Source organism: Xylanibacter ruminicola, from assembly GCF_900142525.1.
GTDB classification, from domain to species: Bacteria; Bacteroidota; Bacteroidia; order Bacteroidales; family Bacteroidaceae; genus Prevotella; species Prevotella ruminicola_A.
In genome coordinates this window covers 152,687-179,579 of record NZ_FRBD01000004.1, presented here as the reverse complement: position 1 = coordinate 179,579, position 26,893 = coordinate 152,687, and the positions used below count along the sequence as shown (strand labels likewise).

Sequence of the window (26,893 nt, the reverse complement as noted above, 5' to 3'; positions counted from 1 at the left end):
TATGGTACTAAATTGGATTTGGGTAGGATTTTTTATCATAGCTTTCGTTATAGCTTTGGTAAAATTGATATTCTGGGGCGACTTCGATGTATTCCCAGCTATGATGGATTCTACATTCTCATCATCTAAAACTGCCTTTGAAATATCATTGGGATTAACTGGTGTTCTGTCTCTATGGCTTGGCATCATGAAGATAGGTGAAAAGGGCGGTGTGGTAAATGTGTTGGCCAAAGCACTTAGTCCTATCTTTACCAAACTGTTTCCTGACATTCCCAAGGGGCATCCTGTTACAGGTTCGATATTTATGAACATAGCAGCCAACATGTTGGGGCTTGATAATGCTGCAACCCCATTAGGACTGAAGGCTATGGAGCAACTGCAGGAGCTGAACCAGAAAAAGGATACGGCCTCCAATCCAATGATTATGTTCTTGGTGCTGAATACCAGCGGACTCACGCTAATACCTATTTCTATATTAGTGTATCGCGCTCAGATGGGAGCTGCACAGCCTACGGATATCTTTATCCCTATCTTGTTGGCCACTTTCTTCTCGACCATTGCAGGTATTACCATCACAAGTATCTTCCAGAAAATCAATCTGTTTAATCGCACCATCCTGCTTACTCTTGGTGGAGCAGCATTGGTAGTGGCTGCAGTTATCTGGGGATTCGGACAGATGGATTCTATACTGATGAACAAGGTAAGTACTAGCGCAGCTAACATTATGCTGATGCTGATAATCATAGCCTTTATTCTGGCTGGAGTGCGCAAGAAGATAAACGTGTATGATGCCTTTATTGAGGGTGCCAAAGAGGGATTCACTACAGCCGTTCGCATCATCCCATATCTGGTAGCTATACTTGTTGGCATTGGCGTATTCCGTGCTTCAGGAGCTATGGATATGCTGATTGATGGCATCAAATACGGTGTTGAGGCTTGTGGCGGCAATACCGATTTTGTAGGTGCTCTACCTACAGCGCTAATGAAACCGCTATCAGGAAGTGGTGCACGAGGCATGATGGTGGATGCGATGACCACCTATGGCGCTGACTCATTCGTAGGTCGACTGAGTTGTATTTTCCAGGGCTCTACTGATACCACCTTTTATATATTAGCAGTTTATTTTGGTAGCGTGGGCATCGTGAAGACTCGTCACGCTGTGGCTTGCGGACTGCTTGCCGACTTGGCAGGTATCATTGCAGCTATCGCAATAGCATACTTATTCTTTGGATAAACTATGGCAAATCTGAAATCATTAGCAAAAGACACGGCTATCTATGGCCTTTCGAGTATCGTTGGCAGATTTTTGAACTATCTGCTGGTACCGCTGTATACCCACTATATGCCCAAAGATTCTGGCGACTATGGCATTAGCACCAATGTGTATGCCTATACTGCTCTGATTTTGGTGATACTGACATTCGGCATGGAGACAACGTTGTTTCGTTTTGCCAACGACGAGAAGTATAAATCAGATACCGTTTTTTCAACAGCCTTTGCTACCGTTGGTTCGCTCACAGCAGTTTTCCTGCTGTTGATATTCGGCTTTATCAGTCCTATCAGTCATGCTTTGGGCTATACCGAGCATCCAGACTATCTGTTGATGATGGCTGTGGTTGTGGCACTCGATGCCATTCAGGCCCTACCTTTCAGCTACCTGCGATACCAAAAACGTCCCATCCGCTTTGCATCGCTCAAGATGCTGTTCATCGTGATAAATATCGCCTTGAACGTTATCTACTTTGTATTGTTGGGTAAGACATCAGTATTCTATGTATTCTTTATCAACCTGTTGTGTACGGGTCTCATCACCTTCTTCTTCCTGCCTGATTTGTTCCGCATCAAGTGGAAGTTCGATGGGAAGTTGCTGAGTGAGATGCTGGGTTATTCATGGCCCATTTTGATTCTGGGTATTGCTGGTATTCTGAACCAGGTGGCTGATAAGATTATCTTCCCATTGGTTTATCCTGACGAGGCCGATGCCAATGTACAGTTGGGTATCTATGGCTCGTGTGTAAAGATAGCGATGATTATGGCTATGATTACCCAGGCTTTCCGCTATGCTTACGAGCCCATCGTGTTTGCAAAGAGCAAGGATTCTGATAAGACACAGTATTATGCTTCGGCCATGAAGTACTTTATTATCTTTACGCTTCTGGCCTTCCTCTGTGTGATGGGTTGGATGCCTGTATTAAAACTTATCATTGGTGCCGACTATCGCGAAGGCCTTGGTGTAGTACCTATTGTGATGATGGCTGAAATTTTTATGGGCATCTATTTCAATCTGTCGTTCTGGTATAAGCTCATCGACAAGACCATCTATGGTGCTTGGTTCTCGCTGGCTGGCTGTATCGTACTTCTGGCTGTAAACATCATCTTCATCCCTAAGATGGGTTATTGGGCTTGTGCTTGGGGAGGTCTTGCCGGCTATGGCACAGCTATGGTGCTGAGCTACGTCGTTGGACAGAAAAAGAATCCTATCCCATATCCTATAAGGGATATCGTATACTATTTTATCGCCTCTATGACTCTCTTCGGCATGATGAAGTGGTTTGCCATTAAAACCGATTGGCCTGAGTGGGCATTGTTCCTTATCAACAACTTCCTGATCTGTGGCTTCGTTTACAGAATCATCAAGTGCGATATGCCATTGAGCAGCTTGCCAGTTATTGGAAAGAAATTTAAGAAAAACTAGATAAGATTATGAAAAAACTTTTTATTACTTTACTTGCCGCATGTGCCCTTACATCAGCTAAGGCCGATGAGGGTATGTGGACATTGTACAACCTGCCAAATGCGGTTTATGAAACCATGAAGCAGGAGAATTATCAGCTGCCTTATGGAGCACTCTATTATGGCGACGATGCTGTAAAGAACTGCGTAGTTAACTTTGGCGGCTATTGCTCAGGTGTTGTTGTTTCGCCTGATGGACTGGTGTTTACCAACCACCACTGTGGTTTTGAGGCCATCCGTAGTCACTCTACTGTTGAGCATGACTATATGCTGAATGGATTTGTTGCTAATTCTTATGAAGAGGAATTGCCAAACGAGCGCCTTTTTGTTAGCTTTATGATTGAGCAGAAAGATGTAACCTCTTATCTCGACTCATTAGGTCTGAATAATTTGGCACAGGGCAAGCGCTCTCATTTCGTTGATTCTGTAGAGAACGCTATGAGCAAGGAGATTCGTAAGCAGGACTCTACACTCCGCGTTGAGATTAAGCCTTTCTATGAGGGTAACCAGTATTACATGACCACCTATCGCGACTACAAGGATGTCCGTTTGGTATTTGCCTTACCTAAGTCTATGGGTAAGTTCGGTGGCGAGACTGACAACTGGATGTGGCCTCGCCAGACTTGTGACTTCTCTGTATTCCGTATCTATGTCGACCCCAAGACTGGTGCTCCAGCCAAGTACTCTAAGGACAACGTGCCTTATCACCCCAAAAAGTGGGCACCTGTATCGCTTCAGGGCTATGTGCCAGGTTCGTTCTCAATGACCATCGGATATCCTGGTTCTACCAATCGCTATCTGTCAAGCTATGGTATCCGCGAGCGTCGTGATGCTCAGAATGAGCCTATGTACAAGACTCGCGAGGTAAAGCAGAATGTGATGATTCGCCACATGCGTGCTGATGAGGCCGTACGTATCAAGTACGATTCTAAATACGCTCAGAGCTCTAACTACTGGAAGAACTCTATCGGTATGAACAAGTGTATCGATTCTATCGGTCTTATCCAGCAGAAAGCTCAGTTTGAGCAGAAGATTCGCCAGTGGCAGGATTCAACAGGATTCCTGAAAGACAAACTCGATTTTGATCTTTTGGAGCGTTTGTATGCCAAGCAGTTCAAGGCTGTTAGAGCGTTGACTTACTTCACTGAGACCTTTGGCGGGCGTAGTGCTGACGAGTTGACACGTCGTGCTTATCGTGCTCATAATGGTTCTGTAGTGAAGGGTGATAAGGATAAGCCAAAGAGCCAGTATATCGAGTTCGAAGATAACAGCAATGAGTGGGACGAGGCTACTGACAAGGAGGTTCAGGCTGCAGCGATGAAGTTCTATCGCAAACAGGTTGAGGAGAAATATCTGCCCGATTTCTATCAGGTAGTTGACCGTGACTTTGGAGGTGACTATCAGAAGTATATTGACTATCTGTTCAAGAAGTCTAAGCTGATGAAGAACGGAAAGAAGATCTATATCAACAAGAAGAGCTTCCAGAAGGATCCTGGTGTGGCCTTTGGTGAAAGTCTGCAAAATGTCTTGTATACTATCATAGGTGAAGCTACTGAGGTTTATGATTCTATAGCTGTTCAGGAGCGTTACCTCTGTGCTGCCAAGCTGCGTATGGAAGAGGATATGCCTAACTATAGCGATGCCAACTTCACTATGCGTCTCAGCTACGGTCAGGTAGGCGAGTATCTGCTGGCTGGCAAGCCTTCAGGTTACTATACAACAGCTGAGAGCATCGTTGAGAAGATGGAGCAGGGCGAGAAGGGTGTTATCGACTATGAGGCTGAGCCTATCATGAAGGAGCTGCTCTCTAAGAAGGACTTTGGTAAGTATACCGATAAGACCACAGGCAAGATGCACCTCTGCTTCCTGTCGAACAACGATATTACTGGTGGTAACTCTGGATCACCTATGTTCAACGGTAAGGGCGAGCTGATTGGTCTGGCCTTCGATGGCAACTGGGATAGCCTGAGTTCAGATATCTTCTTCGACAAGCAGCTGGCTCGTTGTATCGGCGTCGACATCCGCTACGTACTCTATATGATGGAGACTTGGGGTAAAGCCGATCGTCTGATTAAAGAGATTAACGCAAAATAAAAAAGTAAAGCCTCGCAAATCGCGAGGCTTTTTCTTTTCTATTTCTTCTTTTTACGAGGTTTGCGCATAGCCCAACCCTCTTCGCTGAAGTCGGGCTCAGAACCTTTCAGGTCTCTTGGAACCTTATTCATCAACTCGCGCCAGTTATCCTTCTTAGGGCGGCGCTGCTTTGACTGCTTCTTGCCTTCAGGTGCCTTCCCGCCTTCGTCAGCATCGTTACAACGCACCGTTTTACCCTTATGCCTGATACCTGTCAGCTGAATCATCACCTTCTTGGCATCCTTCTCAGGCACTTCGAAATATGAGATAGAGTCCAGCAGGTCGATGTGACCTACTTCCTGACGTCCGCCAACAAAGCGATTCAGTGTCTGCATCAGCTCGCCAGGGTAGAAACCATCGCGCTTACCAAGATTGATAAATAATCGGCGATAGCCCTTCTGGGCCTTATTCTGCAGCTTCTGCTTGTCGCTCTGGGGCCTCTTCTCCTTCTTGTCGGGCACAACTGCCTCAATCTCAGGAGCCTCGGCATAGTAAGCCAGGAACTTTCCAAACTCAAGCGATACAATCTTCTTGATCAGCTCCTCTTTGTCGATATACTCAAAGTAGCGATTGATATCCTGCATGAATGGAGCAATCTCCTCATCGTCCACATCCGTCTTCACTATTTGGTCCATCACCTTGTAGAGCTGCTTCTTGCAGATTTCCTCAGCCGATGGAATCTCTGCCTTTACAAACTCCTTACAGATAATCTTCTCGATATTGCGGATTTTGAACTTCTCGCGACTATGTACAATAGAGATTGATGTACCCTTCTTTCCTGCTCGTCCTGTACGACCAGAGCGATGGGTATAGCTCTCGATATCATCAGGCAATCCGAAGTTGATGACGTGTGTCAGATCGTCTACATCCAGTCCTCGTGCAGCCACATCTGTTGCCACCAGCAACTGTGTCAGGTGGTTACGGAACTTCTGCATCGTCAGGTCGCGTTGTTGCTGACTCAGGTCGCCATGCAGCGATTCGGCATTATAGCCATCCTTTATCAGCTTGTCAGCCACCTCCTGCGTCTCTACCTTGGTGCGACAGAAGATGATGGCAAAAATGCGTGGATAGTAGTCAACGATACGTTTCAGCGCCAGATACTTATCCTTGGCGTTCACCATATAATAGATGTGGTTTACGCTCTCAGCGCCCTCGTTGCGGCTACCCACCACTATCTCCTTGTAGTCGTGCAGGTATTTCTTTGCCACACGCTCCACCTCTTTGCTCATGGTGGCCGAGAACATCAGCGTGTGATGATCCTCTGATAGCGATTCGAATATCTCGTTGATGCTATCCGAGAAGCCCATGTTCAGCATCTCGTCGGCCTCGTCGAGCACGATATTCGTTACCTGCTCCAGTTTGGCATAGCCACGATGCATCAAGTCTACCAGTCGTCCTGGAGTGGCCACAATAATCTCTACGCCCTTCTTCAGGGCTCTCATCTGTGGTTCTATCGCAGCACCACCATAAACAGCCTCTACATGCACACCATCCATATATTTGGCAAAGTCGCGCAGGTCGTCGGCAATCTGCAAGCAGAGCTCACGTGTTGGCGATAGCACCAACGCCTGGGTCTCGCGGCGCGATGTATCTATGCGCTCCAGCAGGGGTATGCCGAATGCGGCTGTTTTTCCTGTACCCGTCTGGGCCAGGGCTATCACATCATTTTCGTTAGCCAGCAGATACGGAATCACCGCCTCCTGAACTGGCATGGGATGTACAAAACCTAACTCATCGATAGCCTTGCGTATCGATTCACAAACACCTAATTCTTCGAATGTCTTCATTAATTTTATCTTACAACTTCAGTAAATTCGGCTTTGGCGCCCTTCTCTACCGTCACGTAGATAGTCGAGGTTGCCTCTTTGCCGTCCATGCCGCGACTCTTCACGCTGAACTTATAGTCAGTGCCGTCGGCAGTCGCGCGCTTACCCACCGTCTCGGGGGTGCCTAAGGGGAACTGGTAGCTTGAGCAAGCCTCATCAAACAGCGCCTTCTCAGCAGCAGTTACAGGCTTCTGTTCTGAGTAATCGGCCAACTTCTCTACGCTACCTTTCTTATATCCATTCTCTATCAAGAAGCGGTTCAGCTCCTTAGCAGCCTTAGCCACCCTGGCTGTACGTATGCCGTACCCCTTCTCGATTTTTGCTTTGGGCAGGGCCTTCTTCAGGTCGGCAGACGATGTATTCAGACCACCGCTTCCGAAAGTGCAGAAAGGCACGATGGTCTTTCCTGCAAAATCCTGCTCTTTTATGAGAGTAACCATCGGGTTGGCATATGTGCCATACCAGATGGGGTATCCTAAGAAAATCACATCATAGTCTGCAATCTTCTTCTTGAGGGGCTTGATAGCAGGCCACTGGCCGCTCTCGCGCTCCTTATTTCCACGCTGAACAGTAGCCTGAAAATCGCCTGTATAGGCCTCAATAGCCTCCACAGCCTCGATGTCAGCACCTACCTGCTTCTGAATTTCTTCTGCTACGGTCTTGGTTGTACCATTCTCTGAAAAATAGAGAACCAGTTTCTTTTGTGCAAACGATGTTGCCACACAAGTAATCATTGCCATTGATAAAAATAGTTTTTTCATAAGTCGTTATGTCTAAAAATGTATACCTATTCTATTTTTGCTGCAAAGTTACCTTTTTTTATTGGATAATGCAAGTAATTTGCCAAAAAAACGCAGGGCTCGATATATGTCAAGATATACCGAGCCCTGAAACTCCTTCTGTTTCTTGTCTTTAAATTTTCTTATTAAGTCTTCTTTATCGTAATGCCAAAGACGTAGATGCATGGGCTGTAATGGAATGTGGCACTCTTATTAATATATACGCTCAAATTGGGTGATTATTTCGCTTATGGCTGTTAATCATTGCTAAACAGGAATTGTTGATTGATGTATTCCCATTTGGCAACGTGGAAGCGGATGAGGCGAGCCAGAAGGGTAATGACCTTATGACGAGGGATTTTTGAAAGTCGCACTACTTGGTTCAGAGTGATCTGTTGATTTTGCAAGGTATCGATAAGCTTGCGGACGGTATCCGTGTAGGTCATCATAGCGCCTTGAGGCTTTTGGGCCTCCCGCCAGATAGCAAGGTGTACAGGAGAAGCCACGATGTTCTCGTCAGCAATACGGATATAAGCACGCTGGTGGCCTTCATCATCGATAGCGCAGATAGGGCGTTTATCTGAGGGAGGAACGGTAGCAATAACAATGGTTCTGCCCTCAACATGATAGGTATCAAATTTGATACTTGCTTGTGGGCGACAGTAACGATAAGCTGCCTGGTGCATCATGTAGATTTCCTCCTCATCGCGAACGCCAGACATGTGTCCATCGTCGCGAACACCAATCAGCAGTCGTCCCCCATCAGTATTGGCAAATGCCGATACCGATTTGGCCAACTTTATTGCATTGGATACTCGATACTTGAAGTCCTGCTGCTGATGCTCACCCTCTTTAATGAGGCTTTGGATATAACGCTTATCGTCCACTTAACAATCTAATTATGGTACAAAAGTACAAAAACTTATGCACATAAACTAACTTTATAGAAATTATTCCCATCTTGGGAATAAAACATTCTGTGATAAATACGATATTCGCTATCGTTATTCAAGCGTAAAATTAGAGACTTTTTGATCCTGTTTTATACTTAAATGTTAGCCTTAATACTTCTATTATTTCTCCATCAGCCAGTACTCCATGTGCTTGGTGGTGCGCTTGCTCTTGAAATTGAACTGGATGTCGTTGAGGGCGTTGCCAATTTTCTTGAATGGGGTTTCTGAGTCGAAGTTGGGATAGCGCGAGGCGAGTAGGGCGCTGATGTCGCCTAAGCTCCACCACTTGCCTGATTCATTATCCTTGGGAGCGCTGAAGGTCTCGCCAATCATCTCTACCAAGTCGTTCAGGTGCTGATAGGGCTCGTTTTCGGCTATCAGCGTCTTGATTTCATCGTCGTTCAGCCAGAATCGTTCGCCACTATTAAATAGGTGTAGGGCTTGGGCAAAGAGTTGCTCATGGTAGAGGTTGTCCTCGAAGTTGATGTTGCCATTAACTCCAACGCATACGAATCGTCGCGAACCAGTAGGATCCACAAGTGGTTTCAACTGATTGGTAGTACCAATGAAAGAGGTATAGCGGCGATAGAGTTTGATGGTCTTACCGTATGGTGGACGGAACTTTACATCGCTTGACGACAATAGGTATTTCAGCACAATCTGCTGAGAGTTGGTGGTCTTATCAAACTCGTCGATATTGATGAGCGCAAAGCTGGTCAGGGCGATGTTCAAGTCGAACTCGTTCTTGAAGTTCAGTTTGTCGTTATAATAATCGCGTAGTTCTGGGGGCAGGATAATCTTGCAGAATCGCGTCTTTCCGCAACCTTGACGACCAATCAAAAGTGGCGTTAACGCATTGCCTGTCAACTGCTTATCACTCTCGCGCCATTGGCCAACCATACCTGTCAACCAGAACTTCAGATACTTAGGCCAATGGGGCTGAGAGGTTGGTACGCGGGCTGCCAGCTCAGCGATATAGTCGTGCCCGTCCCAAGCAGGCAGCTTGTCGAGCCAGGAGTTCACAGGATCGAATTGCTCGATACGGGTTGAATCGATAAAACGGTTCACGTTTCTGTCCCACGCTTTCAGGCCTAACTCGGTGGCTCTCAGCGTCATATCGTTGCGCACCTCGTCAGTAAGTGGCTTGAATCGCTGGTCGTCGCTGAATTTTTCGCGATATTCAGCCACACCTGTCAACAGATTCTTGCGCATATCGAAGTTGGAGTTCAAGAATATCTCTGTCTTCATCGCCTGGATAGTGTCATCAGGAACGCTTTTTAGCGGATGGAACTTATGCTTTTCGCAATAGTCCTCCTGCTCCAATACGCTGTAAACGCATTGGAAGATTTTTTCTACCAGCATCTTGTCGCGATTAAGCACGGGATGCAGCAACGTCAACCCCTTGGCATGGGCTTGGGGAATACCCTGGTCGAGACACATCGAGGCTATCTGCATCAGCAAAGTGGCCTCTTTATTTTCATCGGGCAGTTCGAAATAGTGTGCCCCATCACGGTCTCAACGATAAAAGTCCAGTTCAGGTGATAGGTGCGAGTAACGGTGCGACCAGGCATCAGATGATCCTCCTCGCGAGTGATGACTACAGGCTGAGGCAACTCATGGTTTTCTGTGTCGGCATAGAACGGACGCGCCTCTGGGTTGAACCACATCTCAGGATCGGCACTCATATAGATGGTGCGATCCAGTCGAGGATCCAAAAACTCGATGTCAAAACCAAACTGATTCTGATAGGCCCTTCTGGCTGTGTTATAAAGATTGAGGTGGAACTGCTTGATGTTATCTGGCTCAGTAGGTAGTGCCTTTGTAGCGGATTTGTATTCTCCAAACATCTGGCCTCGACACACAATCTTTACGCTACGGCCCGATCCACCCAGGAAACACATCATGGTTTCAGGCAGTTTCTTTGCCAATTCCCTGATTTCTACAGCTTTCTCATACGTCTGCAGATCGTTAACCTCCAGCATCGCCAAGCCGTTATAGCTAATCATTGCCCATTCACCTTTGCGCTTAAGATAATCAGCTGCAAAGCAGATTCTGGGCAGCTTGATGCCGCCCTCCCATTGCGTGTCTATCTGTCCATCCTCCAATCGGTGTGGATTCATCAGATGATACACCTCGCGAGTTCTGGTAACAGCATTCTTAAACACCCCGCTTTTAATCGCAGCAGCTAATTCTGCCAGTTCAATACGGTTGATGACTTCTTTAGAGCCTGTTTTTTTAAGTAATGTAATATTCATATAATTATTTTGATTAATGGTTCCGGTTTGCAAAGGTAATACAAAAATGCTAAACTGCAAAACATATATGAGACATTTTTTCGCTAAGTTACCTACATACCTACATAAATTTACCTGCAAACCGCATATATACAGGCATCTTGGAAAGTTTTTACCTACATCGAAACTACATTTTACCTACACATAACTACATTCTACCTACATCAAAACACCTCTATAACGTAGTTTCAGTAATAAATACGTGTATCTACAATCGCTACTATTATGGATAGTAAGAAAATTCTCTCGAGAATTTTTTGCTAAGTAACGTACTATTGATGACTGACAAGTAAGGTAGTAGCAAAATTCTCGAGAGAATTTGACAATGAGTATTAAGGATAAAACTTGCAAATCAGGCAGTTCTACTTTCTTAATAGCCTGTAAGCGGCCAAAACTATGTAGGTAGAATGTAGTTATATGTAGTTTCAATGTATGTGTGCTGATTTGTAAACCGTTAAAAATTAGATAGTTAGTTTAGATTTATGTAGGTATGTAGGTAGTTTCGCAAATTTTGAATTCAGAGAAATATTTTTGATTATCAAAATAGTTATTTTAAAGAAAATGTTTGTTATTCTCTAGAAAATTTGTATATTTGCACAAAATTTGAGCAAACGTATTATGAAGTACAGAATCAAACAGGAAACCAAACCTACGCTACCAACTTATGGCAAATATAAGGCAGTAGCAGTACATTATCAAACCGTTGAAAGAGGCGACAATCTCAAGGATTTCAAAGCTAAGAAACATATCCGAGGTGTCCGTCTCCACTTCCTGCCAGAAAGCTACGAGGGCACCCAGGCCCTCTACCAAGGCATCACCTTCGAGAAAGACAAAAATGGATGATAAGTTATAGCTTCTCGCCGCAATGTGAGCAATAGCGGTCTTTGTCGCGCACTTTGTCGCCACAACGGGGACAGCGGCCGTCTTTTGGTTTATCTTTAACCTCGTCGATGATGTTGGCTGTAACAATACCTGTAGGTACGGCAATGATGGTGTAACCCAACAGCATGACGAATGCAGAAAGCAATCGGCCTATGGCTGTAATAGGTGTGATATCGCCATAGCCTACTGTGGTCATAGTGACTATGGCCCAATAGACTGATGTGGCCAAATCGGTGAATTGGGTATTGGGTTGGCCACTCTCAACCATATACATCAGTGTGCCCAGACAGATGTCGAGTATCAGTACGAACAAAAAGTAGACGGCTATCTTGGTAAGACTCTTATTGAGCGAGCGCATCAGTAGGTATCCCTCGTTGATGAAGCTGAACAGCTTGAAGATGCGGAAGATACGGATGAAGCGGAACGAACGCAGCAGAATCATGTAGCGTGCATTGGGCAGGAAATAAGAGAGATAAGGTGGCAGGATTGACAATAGGTCGATGACACCAAAAAAGCTCAGCACATAGTCGCGAGGTTTGGGCGAGCAGTAAACACGGGCAATATACTCGAGTGTAAAGAAGAAGGTGAGCGCATATTCCAGTATCTCCAGTACCAGCTTAAAAGTACGAGCCAACGAGGGCACGGTCTCAACGAATGAGATGAGGATGCTCAGCGAGATGGCTATGATCAGGGCGATGTCGAACATGCGTCCAAGTCGGGTATCCGACTCGAACATGATATTGTAGAGTTTTTCTTTCTCAAGCCAATGAGGTTTCTTCATAAGAGATGAATGTTTAAAATCACGTGGCAAAAATACGAAAAACTTTCAAAAAGGCCAAGTAATTGCAAGGGTTCTTTTCTGTTTGTATGGATTATTTGCTGTTCTAATATTTTATCAGCATTTGATTCATCATGGTGCGATATTCGTTGGGGGTAATACCCTTCCTCTTCTTGAACATCCTGATGAAGTTGGATATATTATTAAAACCACTTGAATAGCATATCTCGGCAATCGTGTTGCTTGTTTCTGCCAATAGCTGGCAGGCTTTGGCTATGCGCAGATTGTTAAGGTAGTCGATAAATGTACCACCAGTTTTTTTCTTGAAAAAGTGGCTGAATGCAGATTCTGACATACCCACAAGTGATGACACCTCAGCAAGCGAGATGGAATCATAGCATTTCTTTTCGATATAATCGCATACTTTTGCAATTCTTCTGCTTTTTGAGGTCATAACCACATCTGCTGTGTTGTATTGGTTTGTAGTAAGTATGGTGTACTCTGCAACAGCCAGTTCGTATAGAATGGAAAAGAACTCCAGAACGCTCTGAAAACCCTTGGTCTGAGTAAGATGGATAATCTTTTCTTTGATCAGCATCGTTGATTTCTCTGAAAAGCAGATGCCTCGTTTCGAGTCTACCAGTAGTTGCTTGATGGGCGAAAAGAGTCGTTTGTCCATAATAGGCATATTAAGAAGTCCTTCTGTAAACTGTATGGTTATGACGTGGTTACCCTCAATAATTTCGCCTCTCCATGCATGGAGCACATTGGGGCCAGTCATCACCAGGTCCATATTGCCAAATGGGCAGACAGAGTCGCCAATAACTCTTTCGCCTCGCGTGTACATTACTAAATTGATTTCATATTCAGAATGATAATGTACAGGATAATCGAATTGTGCGTCAGGATGATTCAGAACTATGAATAAGTCTTCATCGGCAATAGGGATAATCTCTTTTTGGAAATCTTTCAGCATATGATGATAGTTTTTTGAATTTTCTGTTGCAAATTTATGAATTATCTGCGATAAAACAATAATTAGTTCAAAAAAGTACAACTATTGAGCAGGAATTAATATCAAGAATTGCAAATTAATACCTAATTTTGCAACCGAATAAGTGAATAACTATAATTTTGTTAGTAGAACGTGAATCATTTTACAATTAGTTGGATAGATATCATCATCGTTGTATGTTATATGGCAGCCATTGTATGGTGGGGCCTCAAAAATGCTAAAAGCAACGATTCGCAATCATACTTCTTGGCAGGCAGAAGTATGCCTTGGTGGGTTGTTGGTCTCTCCTTGTTTGCTGCAAGTATCTCCAGCAACACGTTGATTGGGCAGTCTGGTGATTCGTATTCAACAGGACTTGCTGTCTTCAACTATAATCTTACAGGCGTATTGGTTATGGTGTTCTTTGCCATTTTCTTGTTGCCACTCTATATCAAATCTCACATATTTACCATACCCGAGTTTCTTGAGAAGCGTTTTGACAGTCGTTCCAGATATTATTTTTCAGCGATATGCATCATCGGCAATATATTCCTTGATGCCGCAGGGGCGCTTTATGCAGCAGCTCTTATCATCAAGTTGATCTTTCCAGATGCCGATTTGCAGATGATTATTATCGTTTTTGCCCTGATTTGTGCATCGTATACAATTCCTGGAGGATTGTCTTCTGCTATTAACACAGAATTGATTCAGGCCGTTATCCTTATCTTGGGATCAATCATGCTGACATTTTTCTGCTTTGAGCGTGGAAGTGATTATCTATATCAGTTGTATGCCAGCAACGATATGTTAGCAAAGCTGATCCGTCCGATTGATGACAATTCGACACCATGGCCTGGACTTATTGTTGGAATGCCAATACTCGGACTCTATTTCTGGGCAAACAATCAGACGTTGGTTCAGCGTGTGTTGAGTTCCAGAACAATTGATCAGGGGCGCAAAGGAGTATTCTTTGCAGGTTTTCTTACGTTGTCAACGCTCTTTATCATAGCTGTTCCCGGCTTGATTTCTCGTGACCTGTTTCCTGGTTTAGAGAAGCCTGATATGGTTTATCCGAATATGGTGATGCAGCTGGTGCCCACAGGATTGCTTGGCATGATGTTGGCCGCCCTTCTATCTGCCCTCACCTCAACTTTGAGTGCAATCCTTAATTCCACATCTACACTTTTTACGATGGATTTCTATGCCAAGGTCAGAACGGGTGCTTCGTCCAGACAACTTGTGGCTGTTGGAAAGATTGTAGCTTGTGTTATAGTATTGATTGCTGCATTATGGGCTCCGCAAATTGGCAAGTTCGGCTCTCTGCTGAAATACTATCAAGAGATGCTGTCGTATATAGCCCCTCCTATTGTTGCTACATTCCTTTTAGGAATCTTCAGCAAGCGGACTAATGGCACAGGTGCCTTTATCGGTCTGTTGGCTGGCTTGGCTATTGCAGTCTTGATGCTTGTGTTTAAAAAAGACATATTTGGAGACCTGCATTTCCTGTTGATTGTTCCATTCCTTTTTGTGTCGAGTGCTTTAGTCACTTATCTGTCAAGCTTATGCTTTGCCAAACCTGATAGCGCCAAACTGCAGGATACTACTTTTTCTCTGCAGGATTTTCGACATGAACTTTCTGTGGCATATTCCAAGCCCTGGTATATTAATTATTTTAATATAGCATTACTGTTGGTGGTAAGCTGTATTGCTATCCTGATTATTTTTGCATAACTCAATTAAAAAAAACGAAGTATGAAACTGAGAAAATCAGATAAGAACCCTATTTTGACACCTGATGCGCACAATGATTGGGAGTCGCTAATAACTTGTAACCCTGGCGTGATATATGATAAGGGTACATTCTATATGCTGTATCGAGCAGCAGGAAACGACGAGCAACATGTCATCCGTTTTGGGCTTGCTACCAGTAAAGATGGTGTTAATTTTCAGCGTGTTTCTGATTATTATGCCTTTGGCCCCAGCAATGATGGCTATGATAGTGGCTGCGTAGAAGATCCGCGTATTGTGAAGTTTGATGATGATTTCTACATCACTTATGCTTTTCGTCCTTATTCGCCAGGACAATACTGGAAATTTGCTCACGATGTCGTTCTGCTTCCAGAGTGTGGACGTCATGCTCCTCTTGCTATATCTCAGAATTTAGGAGGTACAGCCCTCGCCGTTACCAGCGATTTTGTAACTTATAGACGTTTAGGTCGACTCACTTCGCCAGTATTGGATGATCGCGACGTCATATTGTTTCCTGATAAAGTAAATGGACAATATGTCATGCTGCATCGCCCCAAGCAATATGTTGGCGAAAAATATGGCGTTAAGTATCCCTCTATCTGGGTTAAGTTCTCTGACGATCTCCTTGATTGGGAAACCAAAGAGAGTCATCTCTTGATGACAGGAAAAGAGGGGGCTTGGGAGGAGAAGATAGGAGGTAGCACCCCTCCTATTTTAACAGAAGATGGTTGGCTGATGCTCTATCATGGTGTTGAACATGGTGGATGCGGATATTATCGTGTAGGAGCAGTACTGCTTGATGCCAATAATCCTTTGAGGATGATTGCGAGAACTCCACAGCCTATCTTGGAGCCAGAGTGTGATTATGAGCTACATGGACTGTATAACGGATGTGTTTTCCCTACAGGAAACGTTGTGGTAGATGGCATGTTGTATGTTTATTATGGTGCTGCCGATATGAATATTGGTTTAGCAACCTGTCCGTTAAATGACCTTTTGGATTACCTGAAATCTGATGAATGCAGGCTTTGAGTCCTGGAAGGAATGTTAAATTATGTAGCATTCAAAAAAGTATAATCAAAGAACAATTATTATCATCAAATTGTGCAAAGATATATATACCTTTGCATCGTGAAAGTTTGCCAACTCAAAACCCGGGTGAGGGGCACTTGACCAATTAAAATATAAACGTAAAACAATTTAAAATGAAAAGAATTAAAAACCTAACAATGGAGTCGATTTTGTCAAGAAAAAGACTAAAATTGTTTGTGTATGTGTTCTTGGGGGTATGTGCGTTTACGGCATGCTCGGAAGATGAACGCAACACGGAGTCATTGGTCGATCCATGGACAAGGGAACGAACGCCAGTGAATTTCCGTCTTGAGTCACAAATAGGTAATGCCGTCATTACTAATGATAGGCGTGATGATGGGGTAGGAACTATCCATGTGAGTCTGATCACTGGTGGACTTGACATGTCGAAGGTGAAGGTCGATGCTGTAGATTTCAAGTTCCCACAGAGCGAATTCTGCCCAGAATCGTCTGTTAACGCAGGAGACTATATCGATCTGAGCAGTGGTAGCGCTAAGCTAACTGTTACCGCCTACAATGGTGAGACACGTGTTTACACAGTGGATTATGAGCAATTTACCGACCCATTGGAAGGTACCTATATCCACGCTCCTATTCCAGGAATTCTGGATGCAAGTGCGCCTCAAAGTTCAATGGTTATCATTGGTGGATGGACTGACGCTATCGTCATGTCGACTGATATGGATAAGAGCTGGCACTGGGGAGAGGGCTATACTCACAACGACGAGATGGACAACACACTCAGTTTCATGCTGACAGACGCTGACCCAGAGACAGGTCTGACTCGTGGCACGACTGTGAACCTTGCTGGTGATAATGGAGCGTATGCCAACTATGTCTACAACAATACGAATGATGTGAATGCCTTCTACCGTATCTTCCCTGCTGGCGCAAGCCGCTGGGCAAAGGATTCAGATGGAAACATTCATGTGTATGCGATTGACGACACCGACTATGCCAATGAATTGTATGTGGTGAAGTTCCTTCCAGCTGGCACCTATACCTTCAGTACTAAGGATATCACAATTGGTGACTGTGCATTTATGCGTGAACATGTGACGGAGGAAGTGATTGACTGGAACTGGCCAGACACTCGTTGGATGGTCGACAACATCCACAATACTTTCTGGATGATGCATAAAAGTTCGGATAATCCAGTAGAAGGGCATGGTGAATTGGCAAAATAACAGGATATGAAACATTTCTTGTTTAGTATTATGATATCGCTTGTCATAGTAATGCTTGGTATAGGCAGTTGCAGTTGTGCAAGCGATTCAAGTCTGGCGCCTGAGCCTTCTGATACACGTTTCCTGAATCTTTCTGTCAGTCCAGCCATACCCCTTGATGCAAGTGCGACGCAGATAGAGCTAAAGGTTGAAACCAACTTCGATTATATTGTTACGGTCGATGCTGACTGGCTGAAGCAAAGGGAAGGCGTTGCACCAAAGGCTACAATGGTTCCGTTTGATGTGGAAACCAACCTGACAAAAAACTCACGTTCGGCAACTATAACTGTAAGTGACAAAAATGATCGCTATTATACGAAATCTGTGCAAATTGTTCAGAATGGAAATCCGAATCCAGTAGAAGAACTGTCGATAGTGGACAAGCAAGCCACAATACAGACCAAGGCTCTGTTTGCCAACCTCTGGACCATTGCAGACAAAGGTTTTATGTTTGGACATCACGACGATTTGTGGTATGGTCGCTACTGGTACAACGAACCAGGCGGTTCAGACACGAAAGCCGTTTGCGGAGACTATCCGGGAGTGTTCAGCGTAGATTTTGCTTCTATCATGGACGACCGTCACGGAAGTGAAGAAAATGCCATCAGACGCAGAGTGATCCTTGAAGCAAGAGAACGAGGAGAAGTCATCATGGCTTGTGCTCACCTGAACAACCCGCTTACTGGCGGAGACTCTTGGGATAATTCTCGCAAGGATGTGGTGAAGAGCATTCTGACCCCTGCCAACCCCACACGTGAGAAGTTCCTTACATGGCTCGACCGATTAGCTGATTTCTGTTTGAACCTCAAAGACTCCAAGGGAGACCTCGTGCCAGTGATTTTTCGTCCGCTCCACGAGCACACTCAGGGATGGTCATGGTGGGGGTCGTCGTGCACCACGGAGACCGAGTTCATAGAGCTCTGGCAGATGATGGTGAAATACCTGCGTGACACAAAGGGAGTGCATAACCTTCTCTATGCAGTATCGCCACAGTTGGACAGCTGGTATGATGACCAGACTATTCGCAACCGTTTGCTCTACCGTTGGCCAGGCGATGAATTCGTGGACTTCATAGGCATGGACTGCTATCATGGCGAGAATCCGGCTGCATTCTCGAATTACCTTCGTATTGCCACTGAGATTTCTTTGATGAAGCGTAAACCATGTGGTGTGACAGAAGACGGCGTAGAGTCGTTCACCCGTGCTGACTATTGGACCTATTCAATACTTGAGCCGGCACAAGACAAACGCATCTCGATGGTTGTAATGTGGCGTAATAAGTATGTTGGAAATAATGAGTCTGACAAGCACTACTTCAGTGTCTATCCAAGTCATCCTTCAGAAGACAACTTCAGAAAGATGTATTCGGACAAACGCACGTTCTTCAGCAATGATCTGTCTGATATGTACTCATTACCAGAAAATATAAGAATAAAATAAAAACAAAATAACATTATGAACAAAACACTTAAGACAATCCTGCCGACAATAGTTCTTTTATTTTTGGGAACTTTGTCTTCGGCAATTATGGCGCAAACAAGGGCTGTCAGTGGTCTTGTTCTGGATGAGAACGGAGAGCCTCTTATTGGTGCTACCGTCATCCAGAAAGGAACGACTAATGCTTCGATAACTGATTTGGATGGACGCTATAACCTTAGTGTTCCAGAATCAACTATTGTGTTGGAGTTTAGCTATGTTGGCTATAAGACTACTGAGAAGTCTGTTACAGCCAAGCAGCAGATAGTCAATGTAACTCTTCTTCCTGATGCAAATCTGATGGACGAGGTTGTTGTCACTGCCTTTGCCAAACAGAAGAAGGTGAATGTGACAGGTGCCATCTCGTCTATCAATGGTAGCGAAGTGCTTGCTTCGCCTGTAGCAAACGTGTCTACAGCACTTCTTGGTGTTGCGGCAGGCGTATCGGGTCTGCAGAGCTCTGGTGAGCCTGGTCGCAACGATGCAAACCTGCATATCCGTGGTATTTCGACCTATGGTTCGAGTGCACCACTCATAATCATCGATGGGGTGGAACAGTCATCGGAGCAAGCCATGGCCGAGTTCAACGCGATGGATGCCAATGAAATCCAGGGTATCAGTATTCTGAAGGATGCCTCTTCTACTGCAGTATACGGTGTGCGTGGTGCTAATGGTGTAATTATCGTCACCACAAAGCGTGGTACAACAGGCAAGCCGAGTATCAATTTCTCAGCCAGTTACGGTGTGACAAAGGCAACAACACTCCAGAAGGGAGTGACATCATACGAGTATGCACTCTTCCGTAATGAAGCTATCCGCAATGAGCAGAATGGTTTCCCTGGCAAGGAGTCGCTCTCAGCTTATATATATGATGACTATGACCTGTGGAAATTCAAAAACAATCGTGACTTCACCCCTCAGGAGGTAGAGGCCATGAATCTCACACCTGAGCAGAAGGCTGCGCTCAATGCATCGCCAGCCATCTACTATGGTTCGCACGATCTGTATAAGGAGCAGTTCAACAGGGCTGCACCTCAGTATCAGGCCAACATTAACGTGTCGGGTGGTACGGACAGAGTGAAGTACTTCGTATCGTTCGGTTATTTCCGTCAGGAGGGTATAACCAATTCAGTATCTTATTATGGAGCAAGCACGCAGTCTGTCTTCAACCGCTACAATTTCCGTAGTAACTTTGATATTAACATTGCCAAGAACCTTACTCTCTCCATAAATTCTGCTGGGCAGTTTGGTGAGACCACAGGCCCCGGCAACAATGCCGAACCTTATGATATGTCGGGCCGCTATAAGATTATTATGCAGTACATCTACGACAGCACCCCATTTACCTGTCCAGGTATTGTAGACAATCATCTTATCAATGGTTTCTCTGGTATTGCTGGTTCGGAACAGAATCCTCTTGCATCAAAGACGAATAGCAGCATCGGCAACCAGAATGCTGTCTACAACTTGCTTGTCAGCGGTTCGCATACAATCTTTAATAGCTTGCTCGACAACAGCATCCGTCTGAACTACAACATGGACTACCTGCTGCCAGGACTGAATGCGCACGCCACAGTGTCATACCAGGACAACTACAACCGATTGGTGAAATTCACCCCGTCCATTCCTTCATACACTATTCAGCGTAATGCAGAAAATCCAAATATCTTCGACTTCTTTGGAGGATCAATGGGAGGTGGCAATTTCGAGTCTTACGGATATTCCAACTGGAATAAGATATATGTCGATGCTAGTGTAGACTGGTCAGGCTCGTTTGGCAAGCACAATGTAGGAGCATTGTTCCTTGGCAAGGCTTCAAAATATACCATGCCAAACGATTCCTACCATGTGCCATCTGGAATCATGGGTTTTGTGGGACGTGTAACTTATAACTATGACAATAAATATATGGCAGAGATAAACGCCGGTTACAACGGAACAGAGCAGTTTCGTGAAGGTAAGCGATTCGGCCTTTTCCCTGCGCTGTCTATCGGTTGGGTACCAACAGCTGAGAAGTTCTTCCCTGAAAACGACATCCTCACCTTCATGAAGATTCGTGCTTCTTACGGAGAGGTGGGTAACGACCAACTAGGCGGAAGTCGTCGCTACTACTATCTGCCTAATACCTATAACCTGAACCAAAACGGATATTACCTTGGCAATAGCAATGGTTCGGTACAAAATACATATTTCGCTGGAGCTGTTGAAGGTAGTCTGGGTAATCCTGATATCACATGGGAACGCGCCCGCAAGTATGATGTAGGTGTAGAGACAAAGTTCTTCAAGAACCGCCTCTCTATTGACTATGACTGGTTCTACGAGAAGCGTGACAACATCCTTACTACTCTCGGAACCATCCCAGCCATATATGGTGTGTCAATGGGCGATGTTCCTCCTGCAAATGTGGGAATCACCGAGAACCATGGTTTCGAGGCTGTTGTCAACTGGACGGAGAGCAGAGGCAAACTGCTCTACACTATCAGTGGTAACATCAGCTATGCTAAAAATAAGATTATCTACAAGGCTGAGGCTTCCAACCCTTACCCATGGATGAACGAGACAGGCCATGCTATCGGTCAGCGTTTCGGTCTGCAGAGCGATGGACTCTTCAACACTCAAGAAGAACTCGATGCCCGTCCTTACAACACCTATACAGGTAATGCGGCAACCCTTGGTGACATTCGTTACAAGGATCTCGACGGTGATGGTAAGATAGATCAGAACGACCGTGCACCTATCGGCAAACCAAACTATGCGGAGTATCACTTCGGTTTCAAGGCGCAAATAGCATACAAGGGCTTTGACCTGCGTTTGCTTTTCACTGGTAGTCTTAATGGTTCGTACTATTTGAGCAGCGGTTACACCATCCCATTCTTCAAATCGGCAGGTAATGCCTGGAAGTGGCAGTATGATGGGCGTTGGACGCAAGAGAAATATCTTGCAGGTGAGGAGATAACTTATCCACGTGCTACCTACGACGCAACATCCGGTCACAACAACTACCTGCAGAGTGACTACTGGGTGAAGTCAACAAACCACTTCAAATTGAAGAATATTGAGGTCGGCTACACGTTCGATCTTTCAAAGAAGACTCGGATAATAGAAGGTTTGCGTGTATATGCTAATGCTAATAACGTATACACATTCAAGAATGCCCTTTCTGATTATGGTATTGATCCAGAAACAACTGATGGAAGTGCTTACATCTATCCTCTGACAAAGGTGGTCACTATAGGTCTTAGCTTCCGTTTCTAAAAAATAGGAGATTCAAAATATGAAAATAAATATAAAAAGTCTACTCATTGTTTCAACTTTGGTGTTTACCTCATGCAGTGAGTTTTTAGAAAAGCCTGATACTACAGGAACCGTAGACCAAGAGGCCGTTTATGGTTCGAGTAAGAATGCTTTTTCTGCCTTGATGACATGCTACGACAATGTGCTGCGTCATGGTTGGCCTGGTGGTATGGGCATAGGCCACTGTACTTTGGGAGCTATTTCTGGAGAGGTAGGTCGTGGTTACAGTTGGCATGGCAGTTACAATATCGTGCAGCAAGGTCTGTCGGTGAATGGCACAGACGGTTCGGATGCCGGTGCTGACCACTATGGCAATAACTGGAAGTTCATCCGCCAGTGTTTCCTTGTAAAAGAGAATATCGATAACGTACCTGACATGAGTGATGCAGAGAAGGCAAGCATCAAAGGTGAGGTAACTGCTCTTATCGCTTACCGTTACATGGGAATGTTTTACCGCTATGGTGGTGTGCCCCGCGTTGAGAAATCGTTCGTGGCAAGCGATGATCTTACTGCAGGTCGTGAGTCATTGCAGGGTACGCTCGATTACATTCTCGAACTCTGCGACGAGGCTTACGCTCTTGTTCCGGATAAGTGGGACGGAGCCAACACTGGCCGTATGACAAAAGGAGCTGTTCTCGCCATCAAGGCTCGTGCATTACTTTTCGCAGCCCGTCCATTGTTCAACAGCAGCACTCCTTATCTTGACAATGGCGATTTGAATAACCTCATTTGCTTTGGGAGTGCCGACAAACAGCGTTGGCAGCAGGCTATTGAGGCTAACCTCGCCGTGCTTAACTGGGCTAAATCGAATGGTGTGGAACTCATCAATACTGGTGGTGCTGGAGAAGGACATCCAAATCCAAATGCTTTCGATGACTATGCTACAGCTGCGTCAACACCAGGAAACCGTGAGATTATTTTAGCATACAAAAATGACAGAAATGCTGGTAATGACCCTATGGTGAATTTCATGAACTGTTCAAACTATCAGACTTCTAACCGTTACGACACTGACTGTAGTGGTGTCCTGACAAATTTTATCGAGAATTACTATGCTGCTGATGGCACCGATATAGATTGGCCAAAGGTGGGTGAATCTTCGCCACGTAGTGGTTCTGATTGGATGAGTAATGTAGCCAAACTTGAAGCCCGTGCATTGGCTGATATCAAGTGGGGAGGACACGATGCTATGAACAACCCTGGCGAGTACAACTGGCAGAATCAAGGTTGGAACCGTGGTGGTTATGCTGCCGACAAGGGAAAAGGTGATGTGTTCCCAAATGCCATTGATGGTGATAAAGGTTGTGGTGAGAGAACAAAGTTTTATTACAAAGCTGGTTCACGACTTTGGCTGGAGGTCCCTATCTTTCGTCTGGCAGAAACCTACATGAATCTTGCTGAGGCCTACAACGAGATTGACGACTCGCAGAATGCTCTGAAGTATCTCAATGCAGTGCACAACCGTGCAGGTTTGCCTGCAATTACAGAAACAAATCAAATCAAGCTTCGTTCGATTATTCAGCGTGAAGATGCCATAGAATTCTTCCAAGAGAATCATCGTTACTTCGATGTGAAGCACTGGAAACGCGCTGACATCGACAAAGGCATCTGTGGTGGTGAGATGCGTATGCTTCAGTTCAACATCAAGGACACTGATGAAGCAATATGGCCTTACGCCGCAAGTTGGATTGAGACCTATTGGGATGCGGTGGCATATACATCTTTCTGGAGTCCTGCCATGTATCTGGAACCATTCCCCCAGTCGGAAATCAATAAGGGAACAATTACTCAGAACCCTGGATATTAATTCAAATTGAGAATTGGAAATTTGAAATAAAAAAAAGTCAAATGATATGAAAAAGAAAATTATAACTGTTGCCATAGGTTTGCTGCCATTTGCCCCAGTAACTCTCAAAGCCCAAAACGACACTCCATCAGAAGAGTCGAAGGCTGAGAATGTCACGACCACTTCAACATCTTCCGTGACTGGTGACGATCTATATAAAACCGTTACATCAAACTTCACTAATACCCTAGTGGGTAAACTATCGGGGTTGATCGTTAAGGAAGGTACAGGAGAAATAGGAGCGAACAATGCTCAGTATCTGGTACGTGGCATGGGTAGCTTTGGCATTGGCAGTTGGAATACAGCAAAAGTCTTTGTTGATGGATTTGAGGTTACCACCCAGTATTTGTCGGGGCTTTCTCCTTCAGAGATAGAAAGTGTCTCTGTACTCAAGGATGCTGCTGCACTTGCCATTTATGGTGAGAAAGGTGCCAATGGTGTGATTGAAATCAAGACCAAGCGTGGAAAGATTGGTATGGCAACCATCAACGCACGTCTACGCATGGGGGTACAAATGCCTACGCAGACCAATAAGCCACTTAATTCCTACGACTATGCTTCGCTCTATAACCAAGCAGTATCAAACGACAATGGAATGATATGGTCACCAGTCTACTCTGTTGATCAGTTGGCTGCTTATAAGAATGGGAATGGCATAAATATTGACTGGTATGACGAGGCGCTGAAAAGTAGTGGTCAGTTTCTGGAAGGTGATATCGTATTCAATGGAGGTTCGAAGAATGCACGCTACAATATCGATTTGGGATACCTGAACAATTCAGGTATACTGAATGTTCCGAATACAGACCAGACTAAGAATCTGGGATATGCGAAATATAATGTTCGTGCTAACCTTGATTTTAATGTCCTTGACATATTTGACGTGAAACTTGATATGGGTGGACGTATTGAGAATATAAAACGTCCCAACTACTCCATATCTCAGCTCTTTACCGACCTCTCACGATATCCTTCAAACATATACCAGATATACGATAATGTGGAGGAAGGTAACTATTCAGGTACAGCTATCTATCCAAACAACCCATATGGCTCAATAAATGCCTTGGGATGGCAGTCATCCAAAGCCCGTACGCTGCAGACTAACTTCTCGGTACGTGAGCGTTTGGATATGGTGACGCCGGGCTTGTATCTGAAGCAGTCGGTTTCATTCTATAACTACACGCTCAGCGCCTATAGCAAGACACGCAACTATGCTCGTTGGTATCAAGGTGCCACTACTACTACTGACGAAACGACATCTCTCACAGCCAGCGGTTATGGCTCGAACGGATTGCAAGACTGGAAGCAGTATCAATTCACAGCCGGTTATGACCGTACATTCGCCAAACATGCTTTCTCAGCAATGCTTAATTGGAATGTGTCTTCATACAAAGGCGAAAGTCACGACTCGTACCGTTACAAGTACAACACGCTGAATCTATATGGTTTTGCTCATTATGAATACGATCACCGATATATTGTAGAATTGGCTTTCTCTCGTTTTGGTAATGATGCTTATGCTAAGGGCAATCGTTGGAGTACATATCCTGCACTATCGCTTGCATGGGTTGCCAGTGAAGAGAATAGTCTTAAGGATAATGATGTTGTCAATTATCTAAAGATACGTGCATCAGCAGGTCTTACTGGCTCGTCAGAGTCGTCTACTACAGAGGCCCTCTCAAGTTTCAATACATCAGGTCGCTACCTCTTCAAGGACTTCTTTACATACAGTTTCATCGGCTCATTCTACACAGGAAAGAACCAGGGCAACTGGCAGACTACGTACGTGCCAATGTTCATTCCTAACGAGAAGGCACATGCGGAAAAGAGTATGAAGTATAATTTTGGCATTGATGCAACGTTGTTTCATGGACTCGAACTCACTGTAGATGCTTATCTTGACAAGCGCTACGACATTCTGACCATTGACAACTCCCTCATGGGGTACTATGGCAAACAATACTATTTCTCAAATCTCGGCAAGATGACAAGCTATGGTGTTGATCTTTCTGCAGTCTATACCGGTAAATGTGGAGATGTGGACTATCGTGTAAATGGTATGATGTCGTACAACAAGAATCGAATAGATGATATGCAGGAGGTACCTACAGCCAATGCCTTCAGTGCAAAGACTGGCCGTGCCTATGGTACTCTCATTGGTCTTGTTGCAGATGGATTCTACGACATTACCGATTTCGATGCAAATGGCAATCTCCTTGGAGGTATTACTCCTGCGTTTGGAGCAGTACAGCCTGGTGATCTCAAGTACAAGGACCTTGATGGCAACAACGTGATAGACCAGAATGATGTTACGGCAATAGGCCGTTCAGAATATCCTGAGTGGTATTACAGTTTTGGTGGCAAGGTGGGTTATAAAGGTTTCGACCTTGAAGTCCTGTTTCAAGGAACTGCCGGTGTATCTGCCAACCTGCTTGACAACTGGGATCAGGTCGTGGCATTTGTGGACAATGGCAATGCCTTTGACATAGCAAAGGGTGCATGGGCATATTATCCTACTGAGGGTATCGATAACCGTGCAAATGCCACCTATCCTCGTCTGACAACACAGAGCAATGAGAACAACTACCAACTCAGTTCATTCTGGGTGAAAGATGCTTCTTATCTCAAACTTCGTACAGTAGAACTTGGATATAACTTCAGTTCAGAGATGTTGAAAAAAGTTGGTATCGGAAACCTGCGTGTTTATTTTAACGCAAACAATCTTTTTACGATCAGTTCGCTATTAAAAGACTATAACATCGATCCTGAGAATGTAGCAAGTTGTTATCCTATGATGAAGTCATTTAATGCAGGAGTAAGTATAACATTCTAAAA

General features: G+C 44.7%; 18 protein-coding genes. 11 read left to right on the top strand and 7 right to left on the bottom strand.

Going from position 1 to position 26,893, the window contains the following annotated elements; translation table 11 throughout:
- Window position 1 precedes the first annotated feature (1 nt).
- Genes BUB86_RS03965 through BUB86_RS03955 form a run of 3 tightly spaced genes read left to right on the top strand, consistent with a single transcriptional unit; the run spans window position 2 to window position 4,827 of the window.
- Window positions 2-1,234, top strand: a complete 1,233-nt coding sequence (locus BUB86_RS03965) for a nucleoside recognition domain-containing protein (RefSeq protein WP_073205794.1) — start codon at window positions 2-4, stop codon at window positions 1,232-1,234.
- A gap of 3 nt (window positions 1,235-1,237) precedes the next feature.
- The gene (locus BUB86_RS03960) at window positions 1,238-2,695 is read left to right on the top strand and encodes a lipopolysaccharide biosynthesis protein (protein ID WP_073205791.1); all 1,458 of its coding nucleotides are present in this window, start codon (window positions 1,238-1,240) and stop codon (window positions 2,693-2,695) included.
- A gap of 8 nt (window positions 2,696-2,703) precedes the next feature.
- Window positions 2,704-4,827, top strand: a complete 2,124-nt coding sequence (locus BUB86_RS03955) for a S46 family peptidase (protein ID WP_073205788.1) — start codon at window positions 2,704-2,706, stop codon at window positions 4,825-4,827.
- Between the two features lie 38 nt (window positions 4,828-4,865).
- On the opposite strand, the gene BUB86_RS03950 is transcribed toward BUB86_RS03955, so the two are convergent.
- The 5 genes from BUB86_RS03950 to BUB86_RS03930 all read right to left on the bottom strand — a co-directional run bounded on the left by BUB86_RS03950 (window position 4,866) and on the right by BUB86_RS03930 (window position 10,679).
- Window positions 4,866-6,653 carry a DEAD/DEAH box helicase gene (locus tag BUB86_RS03950; protein WP_073205784.1) on the bottom strand — a complete coding sequence of 596 codons (1,788 nt, stop codon included), beginning with the start codon at window positions 6,651-6,653 and terminating at the stop codon, window positions 4,866-4,868.
- 5 nt (window positions 6,654-6,658) lie between these two features.
- Entirely contained in the window at window positions 6,659-7,453 is a 795-nt protein-coding gene (locus BUB86_RS03945; protein ID WP_081373083.1) for a flavodoxin, read from the bottom strand.
- Between the two features lie 275 nt (window positions 7,454-7,728).
- Window positions 7,729-8,358, bottom strand: coding sequence for a helix-turn-helix domain-containing protein (locus BUB86_RS03940; protein WP_073205779.1), 630 nt, complete (start codon window positions 8,356-8,358; stop codon window positions 7,729-7,731).
- 186 nt (window positions 8,359-8,544) lie between these two features.
- Entirely contained in the window at window positions 8,545-9,879 is a 1,335-nt protein-coding gene (locus BUB86_RS03935) for a VapE domain-containing protein (RefSeq protein ID WP_073205775.1), read from the bottom strand.
- The gene (locus BUB86_RS03930; RefSeq protein ID WP_073205771.1) at window positions 9,879-10,679 is read right to left on the bottom strand and encodes a BT4734/BF3469 family protein; all 801 of its coding nucleotides are present in this window, start codon (window positions 10,677-10,679) and stop codon (window positions 9,879-9,881) included. The genes BUB86_RS03935 and BUB86_RS03930 overlap by 1 nt, the downstream gene beginning before the upstream one ends.
- 657 nt (window positions 10,680-11,336) lie before the next feature.
- Here BUB86_RS03930 and BUB86_RS03925 point away from each other — a divergent pair.
- Window positions 11,337-11,561 carry a hypothetical protein gene (locus tag BUB86_RS03925; protein WP_073205768.1) on the top strand — a complete coding sequence of 75 codons (225 nt, stop codon included), beginning with the start codon at window positions 11,337-11,339 and terminating at the stop codon, window positions 11,559-11,561.
- 4 nt (window positions 11,562-11,565) lie between these two features.
- On the opposite strand, the gene BUB86_RS03920 is transcribed toward BUB86_RS03925, so the two are convergent.
- Both BUB86_RS03920 and BUB86_RS03915 read right to left on the bottom strand, forming a co-directional pair.
- Window positions 11,566-12,381, bottom strand: coding sequence for an ion transporter (locus tag BUB86_RS03920; protein WP_073205764.1), 816 nt, complete (start codon window positions 12,379-12,381; stop codon window positions 11,566-11,568).
- Window positions 12,382-12,484: 103 nt separating this feature from the next.
- Complete coding sequence (locus BUB86_RS03915; protein ID WP_073205956.1) at window positions 12,485-13,351, bottom strand: AraC family transcriptional regulator; 867 nt, start codon at window positions 13,349-13,351, stop codon at window positions 12,485-12,487.
- A 174-nt stretch (window positions 13,352-13,525) separates the two neighbouring features.
- On the opposite strand from BUB86_RS03915, the gene BUB86_RS03910 reads away from it, so the two are divergent.
- The 7 genes from BUB86_RS03910 to BUB86_RS03880 all read left to right on the top strand — a co-directional run bounded on the left by BUB86_RS03910 (window position 13,526) and on the right by BUB86_RS03880 (window position 26,891).
- Window positions 13,526-15,103: a sodium:solute symporter gene (locus BUB86_RS03910; RefSeq protein ID WP_073205760.1), complete on the top strand. Its 1,578-nt coding sequence runs from the start codon at window positions 13,526-13,528 to the stop codon at window positions 15,101-15,103.
- A gap of 21 nt (window positions 15,104-15,124) precedes the next feature.
- Window positions 15,125-16,153 carry a glycosidase gene (locus tag BUB86_RS03905; protein ID WP_073205757.1) on the top strand — a complete coding sequence of 343 codons (1,029 nt, stop codon included), beginning with the start codon at window positions 15,125-15,127 and terminating at the stop codon, window positions 16,151-16,153.
- 173 nt (window positions 16,154-16,326) lie between these two features.
- Complete coding sequence (locus BUB86_RS03900; protein ID WP_139261387.1) at window positions 16,327-17,400, top strand: hypothetical protein; 1,074 nt, start codon at window positions 16,327-16,329, stop codon at window positions 17,398-17,400.
- 6 nt (window positions 17,401-17,406) lie between these two features.
- Window positions 17,407-18,879 carry a glycosyl hydrolase gene (locus BUB86_RS03895; RefSeq protein ID WP_254795088.1) on the top strand — a complete coding sequence of 491 codons (1,473 nt, stop codon included), beginning with the start codon at window positions 17,407-17,409 and terminating at the stop codon, window positions 18,877-18,879.
- Between the two features lie 87 nt (window positions 18,880-18,966).
- Entirely contained in the window at window positions 18,967-22,170 is a 3,204-nt protein-coding gene (locus tag BUB86_RS03890) for a SusC/RagA family TonB-linked outer membrane protein (protein WP_175549399.1), read from the top strand.
- Between the two features lie 19 nt (window positions 22,171-22,189).
- Window positions 22,190-24,016, top strand: a complete 1,827-nt coding sequence (locus BUB86_RS03885; RefSeq protein ID WP_081373082.1) for a RagB/SusD family nutrient uptake outer membrane protein — start codon at window positions 22,190-22,192, stop codon at window positions 24,014-24,016.
- A gap of 46 nt (window positions 24,017-24,062) precedes the next feature.
- Window positions 24,063-26,891 carry a SusC/RagA family TonB-linked outer membrane protein gene (locus tag BUB86_RS03880; protein ID WP_073205742.1) on the top strand — a complete coding sequence of 943 codons (2,829 nt, stop codon included), beginning with the start codon at window positions 24,063-24,065 and terminating at the stop codon, window positions 26,889-26,891.
- Window positions 26,892-26,893 lie beyond the last annotated feature (2 nt).

Coding starts and splice junctions, on each gene's coding strand:
- BUB86_RS03890 (WP_175549399.1), top strand. CDS start 18,967: ATGGCGCAAACAAGGGCTGTCAGTGGTCTTGTTCTGGATGAGAACGGA.
- BUB86_RS03905 (WP_073205757.1), top strand. CDS start 15,125: ATGAAACTGAGAAAATCAGATAAGAACCCTATTTTGACACCTGATGCG.
- BUB86_RS03930 (WP_073205771.1), bottom strand. CDS start 10,679: ATGAATATTACATTACTTAAAAAAACAGGCTCTAAAGAAGTCATCAAC.
- BUB86_RS03925 (WP_073205768.1), top strand. CDS start 11,337: ATGAAGTACAGAATCAAACAGGAAACCAAACCTACGCTACCAACTTAT.
- BUB86_RS03880 (WP_073205742.1), top strand. CDS start 24,063: ATGAAAAAGAAAATTATAACTGTTGCCATAGGTTTGCTGCCATTTGCC.
- BUB86_RS03935 (WP_073205775.1), bottom strand. CDS start 9,879: ATGCAGATAGCCTCGATGTGTCTCGACCAGGGTATTCCCCAAGCCCAT.
- BUB86_RS03920 (WP_073205764.1), bottom strand. CDS start 12,381: ATGAAGAAACCTCATTGGCTTGAGAAAGAAAAACTCTACAATATCATG.
- BUB86_RS03895 (WP_254795088.1), top strand. CDS start 17,407: ATGAAACATTTCTTGTTTAGTATTATGATATCGCTTGTCATAGTAATG.
- BUB86_RS03960 (WP_073205791.1), top strand. CDS start 1,238: ATGGCAAATCTGAAATCATTAGCAAAAGACACGGCTATCTATGGCCTT.
- BUB86_RS03950 (WP_073205784.1), bottom strand. CDS start 6,653: ATGAAGACATTCGAAGAATTAGGTGTTTGTGAATCGATACGCAAGGCT.
- BUB86_RS03965 (WP_073205794.1), top strand. CDS start 2: ATGGTACTAAATTGGATTTGGGTAGGATTTTTTATCATAGCTTTCGTT.
- BUB86_RS03945 (WP_081373083.1), bottom strand. CDS start 7,453: ATGAAAAAACTATTTTTATCAATGGCAATGATTACTTGTGTGGCAACA.
- BUB86_RS03885 (WP_081373082.1), top strand. CDS start 22,190: ATGAAAATAAATATAAAAAGTCTACTCATTGTTTCAACTTTGGTGTTT.
- BUB86_RS03900 (WP_139261387.1), top strand. CDS start 16,327: ATGAAAAGAATTAAAAACCTAACAATGGAGTCGATTTTGTCAAGAAAA.
- BUB86_RS03955 (WP_073205788.1), top strand. CDS start 2,704: ATGAAAAAACTTTTTATTACTTTACTTGCCGCATGTGCCCTTACATCA.